Origin of the sequence: Streptomyces sp. NBC_00385 (assembly GCF_035917155.1) — a bacterium.
In the GTDB taxonomy this organism is placed as follows: domain Bacteria; phylum Actinomycetota; class Actinomycetes; order Streptomycetales; family Streptomycetaceae; genus Streptomyces; species Streptomyces poriferorum.
In genome coordinates, this window is the sequence record NZ_CP107951.1 from 5,539,349 (window position 1) to 5,553,950 (window position 14,602).

The following is a 14,602-nucleotide window of genomic DNA, read 5'->3' on the forward strand; positions in this document are numbered from 1 at the left end:
CGGGGCACGTCTGTTTGATCATGACTGCCGACGGGTGCCGATCCGGCGGCGTCCGGCCGACGGACGAAAGGCCCTTCGTGCGCAAGCTCGTGTACTACATCGCCTCCACCCTCGACGGCTTCATCGCCGGTCCGGACGGCGCCGACCCCACCGGCCCGGACGGGTTCTGGCCGATTCCGGAGGACTACGTCGCGCACCTGATCGCCGAGTACCCGGAGACCCTTCCCGGGCCGGCCCGCGCCGCGCTCTCGATCACGGCGCCGGGCACGCACTTCGACACGGTCGTCGAAGGCAGGCGGTCCTACGAGGTCGGCCTCAAGGCCGGTGTCACGGACGCCTATCCGCATCTGCGGCACCTCGTCTTCTCCCGCACGCTGGGCGAGAGCCCCGACCCCGCCGTGGAGATCGTCGCCACCGATCCGGTCGCGCGGGTGCGGGAGCTGAAGCAGGAGGACGGCAAGGACATCTGGCTCGTCGGCGGCGGTGAGCTGGCCGCTTCCCTGTCCACCGAGATCGACACGCTCATCGTCAAGTTGAGCCCGATGACGATCGGTGCGGGCATCCCGCTCTTCTCCCACAAGGCCACGTTCGAGCCGAACGCCTGGACGCTCACGCACCACAGGATCCTCGACAGCGGCGCGGCGTTCCTCACGTACGAGAGCGCCAAGAAGACCGTCGGCGACTGACCGGCCGGCGGAGGCGATGGCCTCCACCGGCCGGCGTCGTGCGCCTGCCGTGCTACGCGGCGGCGGAGCAGCTCGCCCCGCTGAGGGTGAAGGCGGCCGGGGCCGCGTTCGTACCGCTCTGGCTGCCGGTGAAGCCGACGGTGACCGAGCCGTTCGCGGCGATCGTGGAGGTGTACGACGCGGGGGCGACCTTCACCGAACCGCCGGTCTGGGTGGGCGTTCCGCCCCACATGTTGGTGACGGTCTGGCCGTTGGCGAAGGCGAAGCCCAGCGTCCAGCCGTCGATCGTGGTGGTGCCGGTGTTGCGGATGGTGATCTCCCCCTGGAAGCCACCCGACCACTGGTTCACCACGCGGTAGCCGACGGAGCAGCCGACGCCCGGCGTGGTGCCGCCCTCGTCCGTGGTGACGGCCACCGTGGCCGAGCGCGCCGAGCGGTTTCCGGCGGCGTCGCGGGCGTACACGGCGAACGTGTACGCGGTGTCGGCGGTGAGGCCGGTGACGGAGACGCCGGTGGTGGCGGACGCGGCGACGGTCGTCTCCGAGCCTCCGTTGACGCGGACGACGTCGTAGCCGGTGACGGCAACGTTGTCGGAGGACGCGGTCCAGGTCAGGGCGGCGGAGGTGTCCGTCACCGCGGAGGCGACCGGGGTGCCCGGAGCGGTGGGGGCCTCGGTGTCGTCCTCCGTGGCGCCGCCGTAGACGGTGGCCTCGTGGGACGTCTGGGCGATGCCGTTGGCGCCGTGGAAGATGCGCTCACCCCAGGAGCTGAGCTGCGTGGGATCGAAGCCGATCGTCAGGTCGAGGATCGGGTCGGTGTTGCCGCTCCAGGACCAGGCGATGTAGCCGAGCTTCAACTGCTCGGCGGTGGCCATCATCGTGTCCTCGTCCGGGTCGCCGTACTGGTCGGCAGGGCCCCCGAACTCCCCTATGAGCAGCGGCAGTCCGGCGTCCACGAAGGCGTTCAGGTAGTCGGTGACCTTCTGGGCGGTGTTGTAGACGCTGTACATGTGGATCGAGAAGATCAGGTTGCCGGTGGTGTCGGCGTCGTACACGGCCTGGGCGTTGTCCCGCATGACGCCCTGCCAGTCCTGGCCCCAGTTGGGCGCGTCCACCATGATCGTGTGCGCGAACCCGGCGGCGCGCAGCTTCTGGATCGCGGCGGTCGTGGGAGCGGTCCAGCCGGCCGGATCCGTGTTGCCCCAGGGCTCGTTGCCGATGTTGATGATGACGTAGTCCTCCTGGCCGGCGAGGACGTCCTTCAGGCTGATCCAGTAGTCGGCGGCGTGATCGAGCGTGCCGGCCGCGGTGTCCTCCCCGTACCCCGTGGTGTCGTGCACCTCGAGTACGCAGATGAGCCGGTTGGCCTTGCACTGTGCGATGACGGCGGCGACGTCGTCGGGCCCGTTCTTGCTCCAGCGGAAGCCGTCGGAGAGCACGACGCGGACGGTGTTGGCGCCCGTCGCCTTGATGTCGGCCAGCGACTGGGTCTCGTTGGGGTACCAGGTGTGGGCGTGGTTGACCCCGCGCATGACGAAGTCGTTGCCGTTGCCCTCGACCAGGCGGCCGTCACTGATGTGCAGCCCGGTCGCGGCGGCGGTGGCGGCCTGTGCCGGGGCGAGGCCGCCGAGGGCGACGAGCCCGAAGAGGGTGACCAGGGCGGTCAGGAGGGCGGTGACGGGATGCTTGCGCGCTGGGTTCTGCTGCGTACTTCCTGCTGTTCTCACTGCGGCTCCAGGGGGTGAGCGGGATCAAGAGCTGAGCATCGACAGACGTTTCCAAGCTGTGTGGGAGCGCTCCCACATTTGCGCGCTCCTATGAAGCCATTGAGTCAGGGGCACGTCAATACATCGGACGGATTCGGTTGCGGGCGCGTTCTACGATGCACGGCATGGACATTCCCTGCCGCGAGCTGACACCCGACGACCTCGAACTCATCGCCTTCGCCAAGCGACTTGTCGACGCCAACACCGACGGCGAGGAGGGCGCACACACCATGGGCGCCGCCGTGCGTGGAGCCGACGGGAAGATCTACGGCGGCATCAACGTCTACCACTTCACCGGCGGCCCGTGCGCCGAACTCGTCGCGCTGGGGCATGCCCGCGCGTCCGGCGCCCGGGAACTCACGACGATCGTCGCGGTGGGCAACTTCGAACGGGGCGTCTTCGACCCGTGCGGCCGGGACCGCCAGGTGCTCTTCGACTACCACCCGGGCATCCGGGTCATCCTGCCCACACCCGAGGGCCTGCGGAGCGTCCGGATCAGGGACCTCATGCCGCTTGCCGCCGGGTGGACGATCGAGGGGGGAGCGCACCCCTTCGGCGTGAACTCCGTCGAAGTGGCCGAGGGCGGACGCCCGGCTGTGTGAGCGGCGCGGACGTCCCTTCCTTCGAGGGAGGGGTGCGGTCGGGGCGAGTGCGCCGGGGCGGGGTCCCGACGGCGAGCGTGACCGCGACGATCGGCCGCACCGACCTCACCTCCGCCTCCGGCGCCCAGCGCAAGGTCGTCGAGCTGGTGCCGCGTACCGACCGTGACGTGGTCCTGGCCCTCCTCGACCGGCCCGTCACCGACGTCGCCCCCGCCACCCTGGCCACCGCCGCCCCGGCGGCGGGCGAGGAGCTGAAGTTCGCGGGATACGGACGCACCAAGGACGAATGGGCGCCGCTGAACCTGCACACCGGCACCTACACCGTGGACTCGGCCGCCGCCACCACGGCCGCCGCCACCACGGCGGCCGTCACCGGCAAGGACGCCGCCGCGTGCATGGGTGACTCGGGCGGCCCGGTCCTCCGTGGCACCGGCGCCTCCGCACAGCTGGTGGCCCTGAACAGCCAGTCCTTCCAAGGCGGTTGCTTCGGCATCGACGAGACCCGGACCAGCACCGCGGGGATCACCGCCCGCGTCGAGCTCCTTCACACCGTGACGAACGGCGGCCTGCCGTCTCCCCGGCCCTGCGTTCAGGGGACGAGGACCAGCCGCCCCCGCAGCCCGCCCTCGGCCAGCCGGCGGTGGGCCCGTCCCGCTTCATGGAGGGGCATCGTGTCGGCGACACGCGGGGTGAGCTGCCCGCTGCCGGCGAGGGAGGAGAGCCGGGCGAGCGCGGCGCCGTCGGCCGCGACCCACTGCTCGTGCACGCTGATCCCCCGGAGCGGAAGGGGCGCGGCACCCCCGATGACCGCGACGAAGGCGCCGTGATTGCGTACGGCTCCCAGCGCCGGCAGCCCGACCACGGCGGCGTCCAGGGCGCAGTCCGCACCGCCGGGGATCAACTCGCGTACGGCCTCGGCGAGATCGGCCTCCCGCGGTACGAACCACCGGGCTCCCGCTTTCCGCACGAACACCTCGTCGTGCGCCGCGGCACCCGCCACCACCCGCACCCCGCGCAGCGCGGCCAGCTCCACCGCGTAGCCGCCGACCGCGCCTGCCGCACCCGTCACCAGCAGGGTCGCGCCCGGATCCGGGGCGAGCAGGTCCAGGGACTGGAGGGCGGTGAGCCCGTTCAGAGGCAGGGTCGACGCCTCGACGGCGGTCAGCCGGGAGGGGGCCGGTGCGACCGCGTCGGCGTCCAGCACCACGTACTCGGCGTAGGTGCCCAACGGGACGTCCAGCCGGTCCCGGACCCCGATCACCCGGTCCTCCTCGGCGAACGCCGTCACCCCTGGACCGACTTCGTCGATCCGCCCGGCGACGTCCCACCCGATGCCGATGACGTCACGCGTCGCCATCAGGCCGGCCGTGATCAGGTCCCCGGAACGTGTCGCGAGATCCACCGGGTTCACGGCCGCGGCCTCGACCCGTATCCGCACCTGACCGACACCGGGGACCGGCACCGGTACATCCACCACCTCCAGGGCCTCGGGGCCACCTACCGTTCGCACCACGACCGCGCGCATGCGCGACTCCCCTCGCTCGGATCCGCTGATGTTCACGACCCTATGGAGAGCTACTCTCCATCAGGAAGAAGGCACTTCAAGGTGCCTTTCGCACCGGAAGGTGAGCCATGACGACGACCACCCGCTCCGAGGCCGTTGCCGCGTACGACGCCTATCTCGCCCAGTGCCCCGCCCGGAACCTGCTGGACCGGATCAGCAACAAGTGGGTCAGCCTGATCATCAACGCGCTGGCCGACGGACCGCGGCGCTACACCGACCTGTCGCGGACCCTCGTGAGCGTCAGCCAGAAGATGCTCACCCAGAGCCTGCGCGCCCTCGAACGCGATGGACTGGTCACCCGCACCGTCACCCCGTCGGTGCCGGTCCGTGTGGACTACGCCCTGACCCCGCTCGGCGAGAGCCTCGTCCCGGTGATGCGGACGATCAAGGCGTGGGCGGAGCAGAACATGGACGAGGTCCTGGCGGCCCGGGCCGGTTACGACGCGACGACCTGACCGCGCCGGCCTCCCCGGGAACGAGGGCGGGCCGCACACACGGCGGCCGGCCGGATTCGGGTAAGCCTGGATCCGGGGTTGACGTTGCCGCTGCGGCAGCTTCTACCGTCCTGACCAGGGCCGGTAGGACCGGCCCGGTAACGCGTTCGTGAGGGAGCGGCAAGGGAGTGGCCGATCGCGGAGGTCGCCCGGATGCCGGGTGTGACCGCCCGGACCCTGCGCCATGACGACGATGTCGGCGTGCTCTCGCCGGCCCGGATCGGCGCAGGCGGCTACCGCTACCCAGCCCCGCCGACGCACACGCCTCCTCGACGCCCCCTCAGATGCGAAGCTCGGCCGGAAAGCAGGCCGCGCGCAGCTCCGTGGGCAGATGCCCGGTGTCGTTGTAGAGGAGTACGGCGGCGGGCCGGCCGGGCTCGTACTTGATCACGGTCAGGGCGGCGTTGGCGTGGTAGAGGCCCATCCACCGCCACTTCGGGGCGTCGAGGGCATCCCGCACGAGCCAGCTGGTGAGGAAGTTGTGGGTGACGACCAGTTCATGGCGCGGCCGGTCCCCGTCCACCGCCCCCGTGAACCGGACGAGCGCCTGCCGGGCCAGCTCCGGCCCCTGTTCGCGTTCCTGGGCCGGGAACTCGGCCAGTCGGGCGACCATGGCGTCGGCCGACTCCGGCGGCAGCTCGTGCCGTTCCGGCAGGTACGGAACGTAGTCCCCGGCCGGTTCGGACACCTGGAGGGGAACGCCGTCGAGCTGCTCATGGATCAGCCGGGCGGTCTGCGTGGCCCGCGGAAGGGGACCGTGGTGGATGGCCGTGAGCGGGCAGCCCCGGAGCCGCTGCCCCAGCAGTACCGCTTGCCGTCGCCCGCTCTCCGTCAGCTCGCTCTCGTCCGGTGAGGACTCACCGTGTCGCGTGAGGTAGAGGTAGCGGGTGGCTGTTCCGGTCATGGAGGCGAGATCCTCCGGAAGTCTGTCGGAGATCGTACGAGTACCTGAACGGACGCCGCGACAAGCCCGCGTGGTTCCCGTCCCGGGCGAGGACGTGCGGCAGGGGAGTGGCTACGGGCGGAGACCGGCGAGAGGACAGTGCGACATGCCCCGTAGCACCCTCCGCATGGGCCGGAACCGCGGGAGCGGCCACCACCGTCTCACGGGACCAGTCGAGTGCCAGGAATCCCAAGGGGGCGTCTCATGCGGGGGAGTTCGGGGAACGAGGGGCCGGCCGGCGACGAGGACGGTCGTCTGCGTGAGGCAGCCGAGGCGGGGGACGCCGCCGCGATGTTCCGGTACGGCCTGCATCTCGGCACGCACGACGACCGGCCCGGCGGCGAACGTTGGCTGCGTATGGCGGCCGAGATGAGGCATCCCGATGCGACCGCCACCCTCGGTGTACTGCTTCACGAGTGGGGGAGGCGGGCCGAGGCCGAGGCGCTGCTGCGGGAGGCCGCCGGTGGCGGGCATGTGCGCGCGATGGAGATGGTCGGGTATCTCCTGCGGCTGCGCGGCGAGCAGGTCGAGTCCGACCGCTGGTACCGGCGTTCGGCAGAGGGTGGAAACGCGAACGCGATGGCCGTCCTCGGCGAACTGTGTCAGAAGCGGGGCGCCGAAGCCGAGGCCGAGAGCTGGTACCGCCGGGCCGCCGAGGCGGGGCTTGCCGACGCGGCCTACGCCCTGGGGCAGTTGCTGTACCTGCGGGGCGACGTGGACGAGTCCGCACGGTGGGCCCGGCGGGCGGCGGACGAGGGATCCACCGCAGCGATGAACGCCCTGGGCGCCCTGTCCCTGGAACAGGGCGACCGGGAGGCGGCGAAGTCCTGGTACCGCAAGTCGGCCAGGGCCGGCGACGACGAGGGGGCCCGCCTGCTCGCGACCTTGCTCAGCCGGGCCGAGGTGGTCGCCGAACTCGACGCGTGGCTGACCGGGCGCGCCCGGAAGGGGGACGCCGACGCGTGCTTCACGCTGGGGCGTTCCAGGGAACGGGACCGTGATCTGCACGCGGCGCAGGGCTGGTACGAGAAGGCCGCCGAGGCCGGGCACGTCGGTGCGATGGTCCGGCTGGCGAACCTCTCGGAGCGGGCGGGGTACACCCGGCAGGCGCGGGCGTGGCGCCGGAAGGCCGAAGAGGCGCTGTCGCGACAGGAGGACGAGGGCCACGGGCGGTAGACGCTCGTGGCCGGACCGGCCGACCGCCCTTCGTGCGTGCGCGGCCGACCACCCTTCGTACGTGTGCAGCCGACCGCTATCCGCCCAGGCGGGTCGCCATCTGCGCCGCCCGGTCCGGGTCCAGCGGGTAGGGAGACCCGTACAGCATCTCGCCGGTGACCACGGCGGGCCCGGTGACCGGAGGCGAACCGTGCTCGGCTGCGAGGCTGCTCGCCGCCGGGTTGGGCGCACCCGGGTGGGGCCGGCCGGGCGCGATCTCGGAGTGCCAGAGGGTCAGTTCGTCACTGATCCTGGTCGACCGTATGTGCTCGGATCCCAGGAGGCGGCTGACCTCCTGCACGAGCTCCATCCCGAACAGGGAGGTCGGCACGTTCTTCACGTGCCCGTCTTTCATCAGCAGCAGTCGGTGCGTTCCGTTGCTGCTTTCCTTGCGGCGGCTGAAGAGTCCCATCCGGCGACCCTAGCGCCATGTGCACGCTGAGCGGCGGGAGTTGAACGGTTGCCGCGTACGGGCGCGAGCGCGGGGCGATCTCCGTTCCGTGACCGAATCGGTCGTCATTCGTGCTCCCTACGAGTGGTGCGCCCGTACAGGGTGGTGCAGGGGGTTTCATGCGCAGACTGTTCGGTCTTCTGGTTCTTCTTCCGTTGCTCGCCGGTTGCTTCGTACACGCTCCGCCGCGCGTCGAGTGGTACGAGGGTGTCGAGGACGCCTTTCGTGTGCCGTTGCCCGTGCCGACGGATGCCTCGGGCGGCTGGACGCTGGTGAACTGGCGACTGGGGGTCATCGGGCAGGGCAGAGTGGTGGCGAGGATCGATGAGAGCGGGGAGGTTCTCTGGCGTACGAGGCTGCCGGCTCGGTTCGCCCTCACCGGACGGCCGGGGCAGGTGCACGCCGTCGCCAGTCCGTCCGAGGGCCGGTTGACGCTCATCGGCGCGGCCGTGCCGGGCCGGTTGCCGTTCATCGCGACGCTCGACCCCATGACCGGCCGCTTCGCGGAGCTCGCCCACCCTCCGGCTCGTCCTCCTGGGGAGTTGCGGTACGTCACTGTCACGTCGGCATCGGGAACGCGTGTGGCGGTGGCCGCCACGTGCCTGCCCGAATCCTCCTGCACCTTGACAGCCTGGAACGCCGATACCGGCCAGGTCCGGTGGAAGCACCGAACCCGCGGCCCGGCCGTCTTCGCCACCCCTTGCGCCCAGGACCGCGCGGGACGTGCGGACCACTACTGGCGGAGATGTGATCCGCTGGTGTTCGTCGCCGACGGCCGACTCGTGACCCTCTGGGACGATGAGGACCGGCTCCGGTCAAGGCCCGTCGAGTTGCCCGAAGGTGACATCGCGCAGGTGCTTCCCACCCTCTACAGCATCGTCGTGGTCACAGCCCCGCAGGGGCCCGGCTGCCGCGCGCAGGCAGCGGCGTACGACCTCGAACCCGAGACGACCGCCCCGGCCTGGCAACGCACCTTCACCTGGGACCAGCCCCAGGCGGCCGTCCACGAAGGCTGCCGCAGGGATCCGTCGATCCCGCTCATCGAGGAATCCCGGCTGACCCTGCCGGACTCGGCGGGCGCCCTGGTCGGGGACGACAGCGGAAAGTTCTACCTGAGCCTGAAGCCCGGCGAGTACCCCGTCGCCTACGGTGGCCAGGTGCTCGCCTATCGGGCGGACGGGAGCCACCGCGACCCGCGGCACGCGCCGGCCACAGCCCCCCGACGCCTCCCGTCAGAACTGGTCCCCGCCGCGCAGGAGGTGGGGCCAGGCATCTGGTACGTCCCGGGGAAGGGCCGAAGGGGCGAGATCATCGCGGCCGACGTCTACGGGAAGATCACCTGGCGACGCACCACCAGCGGCCCTGCGTTCTTCCTCAGCAACCGCCTTGTGTACGCGCACGGTTCGAGCCTGGTCGCGATGCGTGCAGCCGACTGAGCCGCCCGATCCCGAAGCCTTCCCCGTGCGCGCGACTGCTCAGGGGAGCACGACGCGGTAGTGGGTGGTCAGTCGCCGTTCGTCGTCCAGGACGTGGAACGCGAGGCCGGGCGGCTGGTCCCGGTCCGCGGCCCGGTCGCCTTCCCAGGGCATGCGCAGGGTCCACGTGATGGCCGGCCCGACGATCAGCGGACGTCCGGCGAAGGTGGAGGCGGCCGCCGTGTGGGCGTGACCCGTGAGGACGGCGGCGACCCGCGGATGTGCGGCGAGCAGGTCGGCCAGCTGCCCGGGCTCCTGGAGCATGCCGGCGTCGGGCAGGGGGTGGTGGAGCGCGACGGGCGGCTGGTGGAAGGCGATCAGGGCCGGGGTGTCCTGCGGCAGCGCGGTGAGGGTGGAGTCGATCCAGGCGAGCGTTTCGGTGTCGAGCCGCCCCTCGTCACGGCCCGGGATGGTGGAGTCGCACATCAGGACGGCGGTGCCGGAGACGTGGTGGACCTGGTTGATCGGGCCCTGCTCGGGCGCCATTCCGAGCAGGGCCTTGCGGTACGCCGGCCGGGCGTCGTGGTTCCCGGGGCAGGTGAGCACGGGGAAGGGGGCGGCCAGGATCCGAGCCGCCTCCTCGTACTCGGTCTCCGTGCCGTGATCGGCGATGTCCCCGGTGACCAGGAGTGCGTCCACCGGGTGCGGCAGGGCACGCAGGTAGTCCATGACGAGGGTGGCGCGCCGGGTCGCCCTCTCGCTGCCGTCCAGGTGCAGGTCGCTGATCTGTGCAAGCAGCGTCATTCCGCAGTCTCCTTCTATGGCGGTTCTATGGCGGGCCAGGCCGACGTCCACTGCCGCGGCGGAGCAGGAAGGCACTGAGCCCCCGCCTCTAACGGAAGTTTTCGTCTTTTCCGTTAGAGACCCTAGGGTGTGCGCAGGGATGTGATCAAGTGGTCGACGACCGGAACCGAGACGGAAGGGGCTGCCCCGTGGAGCGCTGGCTGGCATTGGAACTGGCGAGCACGGTTCGCCACGACGGCGACGGCGGCGTCGCCGACGACCTCGCCACGGTCCAGGGGACGACGCACTGGATCCAGCGGCAGGCGGATCTGCCGGCCGCCCACGCCCCGGCCGCGGACCTCACCGCGGACGAGGACCTCAGGCTCCGCGTCATCGAGCTCCGGCAGGCGGTCCGGGCCCTGTTCGCCCAGGCGGTCAGCCCCGCTCCGCCCAGCCCCGCGGACGCCCACCGCCTGATGCCCGCCGACCGGGCCGTGGCCCACCTCAACGCGGTCGCCGCGCGCGAACCGGTGGCCCCTCAACTGGACTGGCCTGCCGGTGGAGTTCCCGGCACCCGACTGCTGTCCGCGGAGACCGACCCGTACGTACGGCTCCTCGCGGCCCTGGCCCGATCCGCCATCGACTTCCTCAGCGGCCCGCAGCGCGAGCAGCTGCGCTCGTGCACCGCGCCCCGCTGCGTGCGCTACTTCGTGAAGAGCCACGGGCGCCAGGAGTGGTGCAAGCCGTCCTGCGGCAACCGCGCCCGGGCGGCCCGCCACTACAGGCGGCAGCGCACGGTGGCGGAGGGCGGCTCTGTCTCGTCCTGATCGCCCTGATCGCACGGAAGCCCTCGACCGGGATGAGGCGAGCCGGGATGATGTCTGCCTGGGGCGACGGGTGTTGCGGCCGACGAGGGGAACAGCTGACGAGTGCGCCGTTTCCGGAGGTTCCCGGGCGGGGCCGCCGGCCCGAGTTACCGGCGGGCGACGGACATGTGCCGGCGCAGCAGCGCAAGAGGCCCACAGCCACCGGCCGCCACCTGCCGGTCCGCGCGTCGGAGCCGTCCACGGACCTTCTCGACATCGTGCCGCAGGTCCATCAGCCCGGCGGATTCTCCGTGGATGCCTCGTTCCCCAACCGGCAACCTTTGGGGCGCCCCCTCAACACCGCAGCCTGACCAACCGCGAACTTACACAGCCACAGCGCATCATCGGTCCGCTCGTGGCCAAGCGCGGACGGCCGAAGCGTTGTGAAGATGATCTCGGCCGGGCAGACGCGGAGCCCCCAACGGGGCCGGTTCAGGAGAAGGACGGCGCCGGAGGAGAATGACTCAGGAGGCGGACGGCTCGATCTCCCCCGCGAAGACGATGACCTGGTCGATGAGGTTCCGCCGCAGATGGACGACGTCCGTTCCCGCCAGGCGGGGGCCTCCATCCGGCGTCGTGAAGACCCACTTGTACCGGGCCCACTCGTCCGGCATGTCCACCGCTGAACAGCGCACCATGGTGCCGGTCCCCGCGGGGTGGCGCCGGATGTCCAGCACGAACCGCTCGACCGCCTCGATCCCCTCACTGCGGCCCAACGGCCCCCAGAAGACCACGTCCGAGGTGAGGGCCTGGGAGAGCAGCGCCGTCACATAGCTGTCGTCCGAGGCGTTGAACGCGGAGATGAACGTGTCGATCGCGGACCGCGCGGTCTCTTCCTGCTGTTCCTGCATGCACCAGTAATACCAGTCGTCTCGCGGACCGCGCTCGTCCCGTGAGCCGTCTCCCGGCCACGGTGAACCATCCCGGTCACGGCACTAGCTCTCCGCAGGCAGCCCGAGCCGCTCCCGCTCGGCGTAGTAGAGCCGCCTGTGCACGTCTTCCGGGGCGGGATCGGCGGGCAGTTCGCCGAGGCCCTCACCGGACCCGGCGGAAACGGAGACATGCAGCTTCACGAGCGCTGCGGCCACCTCCGCGAACAGCTCTTCATCGTCGAACGCAATGTCGTACAGACAGGCTTCGGAGAAGGTGCGCCCGCCCAGTTCCCAGTACGTCAATTCCGAGTCGACCTTGACGACCGGAGGCGGCTGCCGGTCCACCCGCTGCTGCGGGTGCAGCCAGTACCCGTAGAAGCTGCCGTCCTCGTCCTGCGCTACGGCCTGCAGATACGTGGCCATCTGCGCGGAGGCCGCACAGTTGGCCATGATGTCGGGGTCGGCACGCTCCTTCTCACCGAGATAGCTGAAGTCGGCCAGCGGGTGCGGGGCACCGGGCTCCAGGATGCTGATGCCGAACTGCTCGAACGGGTGCCCGTGTCCCTCCCACTGCGCGGTCGCCAGGAGCCGTACGTCCTCCGGCACGGGACGTCCGCCGAGCCGCTGCCGGGAGAACTCCTTCAACCGCTCGTCACACACAGATGAATCCTCTCGCGGGCCGGGATGACACCACGAAGGGTAGGAGGTGCCCTCCGGAAGGGCGGGTGACTCACGAGCCAAAGGGTCATGCTGCGGGAAAGCCCCAGGCTCCGGGGGCCGACAAACCGCTCCGAACGTGGTGGAGGGATCATGTGGCCGCGAGTCAACGGCATGCGCGCACTGGAGCTGGGCCATCCCGGCGAGATGCGCGCCGCGCTGAACGCTCTGGTCCTGGCCGGCCGGAAGACGGCCACGACCTGCCTGCTCGCCGAGTACGCCGAGGAGACCGAGGGCCTGGAGTACGTCGGTGAGCGGCAGGCGCTCCTGGACAGCGAGGGCCGGTCGATCGCCACCCTGTCGAGCTGCACCTTGCACGCGGCGGCTGATCTGCCGCTTCGGGTGGACGGTGACCAGCTGGGGCCGAGTACGACCCGACGTTCACAGGTATACGCCGTGCACCGCGTGTGTTGGTGTGAGCGGAAATGCTCTGATCCCAGATCCCTGCGCCGTCACGACGCGTGCGTCTGAACGCCTGTCCCTATCTCCGAGGCGCGCTTGACCGCGTAGCCGCACAGGCGGGTGCCGTAGAGGTCGAGGGCGTCGTCAGGGTCCGCGGCGTAGTGCTCGGCGATCTCCACCCATCGGTCCCAGCCGTAGAGGCGGGCATGGCGGCGGTCGTCGTCGGTGCGCTGTGGTTCGTGGCACTCCGTTGCTGTGGCGCGTTGCCGGAGCCACGCCTGCCATGCGGGGTTATGGGCGGGCCCGGCGGCGTGCTGGTGGGCAGCTTCGGCCGCCAGGTCTTCGTGCGGAGCGACACCGGTCCGGTTGCGGAGCTGTGCGGTGATGTACGCGGCGGGCCGCGCGGGGCGCCAGTTGATCCACCAGGAGGTCAGCTCGGCGGCGATGTCGTGGGCGTTGAGGCCCTGGTCGATCAACGGCCGCAGGGCGTAGGCGAGTCGGCGTAAGCCCTCGCCCTGGGTCCAGGGGACGTGCGGCCGGACCTGAGCGGCGGTCCGGATGTCTGCGGCGACCTGGAGCGGGCTTCTCGGCGTCGAGTTCTCGGGAGGGGAGGCGGTTCGGGGCCTCTCGCGCCTGCGCGGGGTGTCTTGAACCGCCCCGTCTACCTCGACTACAGGTTTGCGGGGGCGGGCGGCGAGAGATTGGGGCTCACGCCCCCGACGGCCGGAACCGCCCGCCGCCAAGGTTTGCACGGGCACCACCGGTACCCCGACGACCCGAGCCCCGAACCCCTGACCGTCGATGCGGTTGCCGTGCGCCCGGTCGTAGGCGTACGGGATGGTGGCCGCGTAGATCGTCGCCGTACCCGCGTACGGACGCCCGGGAAGACGCAGGTTGCGTCGCGACCCGTGGCGCAACCAGACCAGCGCTCCCAGCTCCCGCAGGTATCCGACATGGCGCTTGACCGTCGCCCGCGACAGAGCGCAGCGGGCAGCCGTTCCGTCGAGGTCGTACAGCACGGTTCCCGCGGTGTAATCCATCCGCCCGGCCAGGTCCCGCGCGATGCGTAACGTCGCCTCGCCCGCCCTCGGATGAAGCCGGGCCTCCTCGACCAGCCACACCACGGCACGCAACCAGGCCCGCGGCTGCGCATGCCGGGCGGCGGTCGTGGACACCTCCTGGAACGGGCGGGTGACGGGTTGCCAGTCGGGGTCCGGGCATGGCTGAGAGACGCGGCGCGGGGCCGCGCCGAGAACACGACGCATCACTGTCCAGGGAAGGGAGGGAGGGTGGGCCGGGGCGCAAGCACCGGGCGCATGACAGGACGTGCGGCAGAAGGTCGGGGCACGGGCGGTTTCCGACACATGAATGATCCCATGACAGGGTCAAACATGTGGCGGATCAGGGAGATTCGACAGGGGTGACGCTTCTGCCGTCCGTCGACCTCTCGGTATCTTTGCCTCCACGACGTGGAGGCAAAGGAGAGACATGGAAAGCCCACCCGAGCGACTGCTCGACACCGGGGGGGTCGCGGAGGTCGCGGGGATCACGGCCGCCACCGTCCGCCTGTATCTCAAGCGCACCCGCAGGCGCGTGACCGACGAACTCCGCCTGCGGCCAGCCGACTTCCCTCTCCCTGACGATCAGTTCGGCCGCTCGCCTGCGTGGCGGGAGAGCACGATCAGGGCTTGGCTCGCTGTTCGGCCGGGGCGGGGGCGGCCAACTCCGGGCGTGTAGGTGATCCGCGACGGACTGCTGCTCGACCGGTTCGACGGTCAGGCCGAACATCCCGGGGGCATGCACGCTCGGAGGCCGTGATCCGAGGGG

Annotated in this window: 15 protein-coding genes and 2 pseudogenes; 9 read left to right on the forward strand and 8 right to left on the reverse strand. The window is 70.9% G+C overall.

Annotated elements, in window-relative coordinates:
- Positions 1 to 77 precede the first annotated feature (77 nt).
- On the forward strand, positions 78 to 686 hold the full coding sequence (locus OG959_RS24745; protein WP_326661814.1) for a dihydrofolate reductase family protein: 609 nt from the start codon (positions 78 to 80) through the stop codon (positions 684 to 686).
- 52 nt (positions 687 to 738) lie between these two features.
- Here the strand turns inward: OG959_RS24745 and OG959_RS24750 are convergent, their stop codons facing one another.
- Positions 739 to 2,412: a cellulase family glycosylhydrolase gene (locus OG959_RS24750; protein WP_326661816.1), complete on the reverse strand. Its 1,674-nt coding sequence runs from the start codon at positions 2,410 to 2,412 to the stop codon at positions 739 to 741.
- Between the two features lie 164 nt (positions 2,413 to 2,576).
- Here OG959_RS24750 and OG959_RS24755 point away from each other — a divergent pair, with 164 nt between their 5' ends.
- Together OG959_RS24755 and OG959_RS24760 are read left to right on the forward strand one after the other, a co-directional pair.
- On the forward strand, positions 2,577 to 3,053 hold the full coding sequence (locus OG959_RS24755; protein ID WP_326661818.1) for a cytidine deaminase family protein: 477 nt from the start codon (positions 2,577 to 2,579) through the stop codon (positions 3,051 to 3,053).
- Positions 2,975 to 3,592 (forward strand): annotated as a pseudogene (locus OG959_RS24760) (trypsin-like serine protease); the annotation flags it as partial. The gene OG959_RS24755 and the pseudogene OG959_RS24760, both read left to right, overlap by 79 nt.
- A 50-nt stretch (positions 3,593 to 3,642) precedes the next feature.
- On the opposite strand, the gene OG959_RS24765 reads toward OG959_RS24760, so the two are convergent.
- Positions 3,643 to 4,578: an NADP-dependent oxidoreductase gene (locus OG959_RS24765; RefSeq protein WP_326666586.1), complete on the reverse strand. Its 936-nt coding sequence runs from the start codon at positions 4,576 to 4,578 to the stop codon at positions 3,643 to 3,645.
- A gap of 107 nt (positions 4,579 to 4,685) precedes the next feature.
- Here OG959_RS24765 and OG959_RS24770 point away from each other — a divergent pair, with 107 nt between their 5' ends.
- Together OG959_RS24770 and OG959_RS24775 are read left to right on the forward strand one after the other, a co-directional pair.
- On the forward strand, positions 4,686 to 5,072 hold the full coding sequence (locus OG959_RS24770; protein WP_326661820.1) for a winged helix-turn-helix transcriptional regulator: 387 nt from the start codon (positions 4,686 to 4,688) through the stop codon (positions 5,070 to 5,072).
- A 174-nt stretch (positions 5,073 to 5,246) separates the two neighbouring features.
- Positions 5,247 to 5,354, forward strand: a pseudogene (locus tag OG959_RS24775) (MerR family DNA-binding transcriptional regulator); the annotation flags it as partial.
- Between the two features lie 37 nt (positions 5,355 to 5,391).
- On the opposite strand, the gene OG959_RS24780 reads toward OG959_RS24775, so the two are convergent.
- Positions 5,392 to 6,015: a histidine phosphatase family protein gene (locus tag OG959_RS24780; protein ID WP_326661822.1), complete on the reverse strand. Its 624-nt coding sequence runs from the start codon at positions 6,013 to 6,015 to the stop codon at positions 5,392 to 5,394.
- Positions 6,016 to 6,258: 243 nt separating this feature from the next.
- On the opposite strand from OG959_RS24780, the gene OG959_RS24785 reads away from it, so the two are divergent.
- The gene (locus tag OG959_RS24785; protein ID WP_326661824.1) at positions 6,259 to 7,230 is read left to right on the forward strand and encodes a tetratricopeptide repeat protein; all 972 of its coding nucleotides are present in this window, start codon (positions 6,259 to 6,261) and stop codon (positions 7,228 to 7,230) included.
- Positions 7,231 to 7,306: 76 nt separating this feature from the next.
- Here the strand turns inward: OG959_RS24785 and OG959_RS24790 are convergent, their stop codons facing one another.
- Positions 7,307 to 7,681, reverse strand: coding sequence for a hypothetical protein (locus OG959_RS24790; RefSeq protein ID WP_326661826.1), 375 nt, complete (start codon positions 7,679 to 7,681; stop codon positions 7,307 to 7,309).
- 158 nt (positions 7,682 to 7,839) lie between these two features.
- Here OG959_RS24790 and OG959_RS24795 point away from each other — a divergent pair, with 158 nt between their 5' ends.
- Complete coding sequence (locus OG959_RS24795) at positions 7,840 to 9,156, forward strand: hypothetical protein (protein ID WP_326661828.1); 1,317 nt, start codon at positions 7,840 to 7,842, stop codon at positions 9,154 to 9,156.
- A 39-nt stretch (positions 9,157 to 9,195) separates the two neighbouring features.
- Here the strand turns inward: OG959_RS24795 and OG959_RS24800 are convergent, their stop codons facing one another.
- Positions 9,196 to 9,939, reverse strand: coding sequence for a metallophosphoesterase (locus OG959_RS24800; protein WP_326661830.1), 744 nt, complete (start codon positions 9,937 to 9,939; stop codon positions 9,196 to 9,198).
- A 188-nt stretch (positions 9,940 to 10,127) separates the two neighbouring features.
- Here OG959_RS24800 and OG959_RS24805 point away from each other — a divergent pair, with 188 nt between their 5' ends.
- Positions 10,128 to 10,745, forward strand: coding sequence for a CGNR zinc finger domain-containing protein (locus OG959_RS24805; RefSeq protein ID WP_326661832.1), 618 nt, complete (start codon positions 10,128 to 10,130; stop codon positions 10,743 to 10,745).
- A 503-nt stretch (positions 10,746 to 11,248) separates the two neighbouring features.
- Here the strand turns inward: OG959_RS24805 and OG959_RS24810 are convergent.
- Positions 11,249 to 11,635 carry a nuclear transport factor 2 family protein gene (locus OG959_RS24810; RefSeq protein WP_219572367.1) on the reverse strand — a complete coding sequence of 129 codons (387 nt, stop codon included), beginning with the start codon at positions 11,633 to 11,635 and terminating at the stop codon, positions 11,249 to 11,251.
- A gap of 84 nt (positions 11,636 to 11,719) precedes the next feature.
- The gene (locus OG959_RS24815) at positions 11,720 to 12,316 is read right to left on the reverse strand and encodes a hypothetical protein (RefSeq protein ID WP_326661836.1); all 597 of its coding nucleotides are present in this window, start codon (positions 12,314 to 12,316) and stop codon (positions 11,720 to 11,722) included.
- Positions 12,317 to 12,466: 150 nt separating this feature from the next.
- Here OG959_RS24815 and OG959_RS24820 point away from each other — a divergent pair, with 150 nt between their 5' ends.
- Entirely contained in the window at positions 12,467 to 12,844 is a 378-nt protein-coding gene (locus OG959_RS24820; protein ID WP_326661838.1) for a hypothetical protein, read from the forward strand.
- On the opposite strand, the gene OG959_RS24825 is transcribed toward OG959_RS24820, so the two are convergent.
- On the reverse strand, positions 12,826 to 13,950 hold the full coding sequence (locus tag OG959_RS24825) for a cell wall protein (protein ID WP_326661840.1): 1,125 nt from the start codon (positions 13,948 to 13,950) through the stop codon (positions 12,826 to 12,828). The two genes, OG959_RS24820 and OG959_RS24825, sit on opposite strands and share 19 nt — an antisense overlap.
- Positions 13,951 to 14,602: the final 652 nt, after the last annotated feature.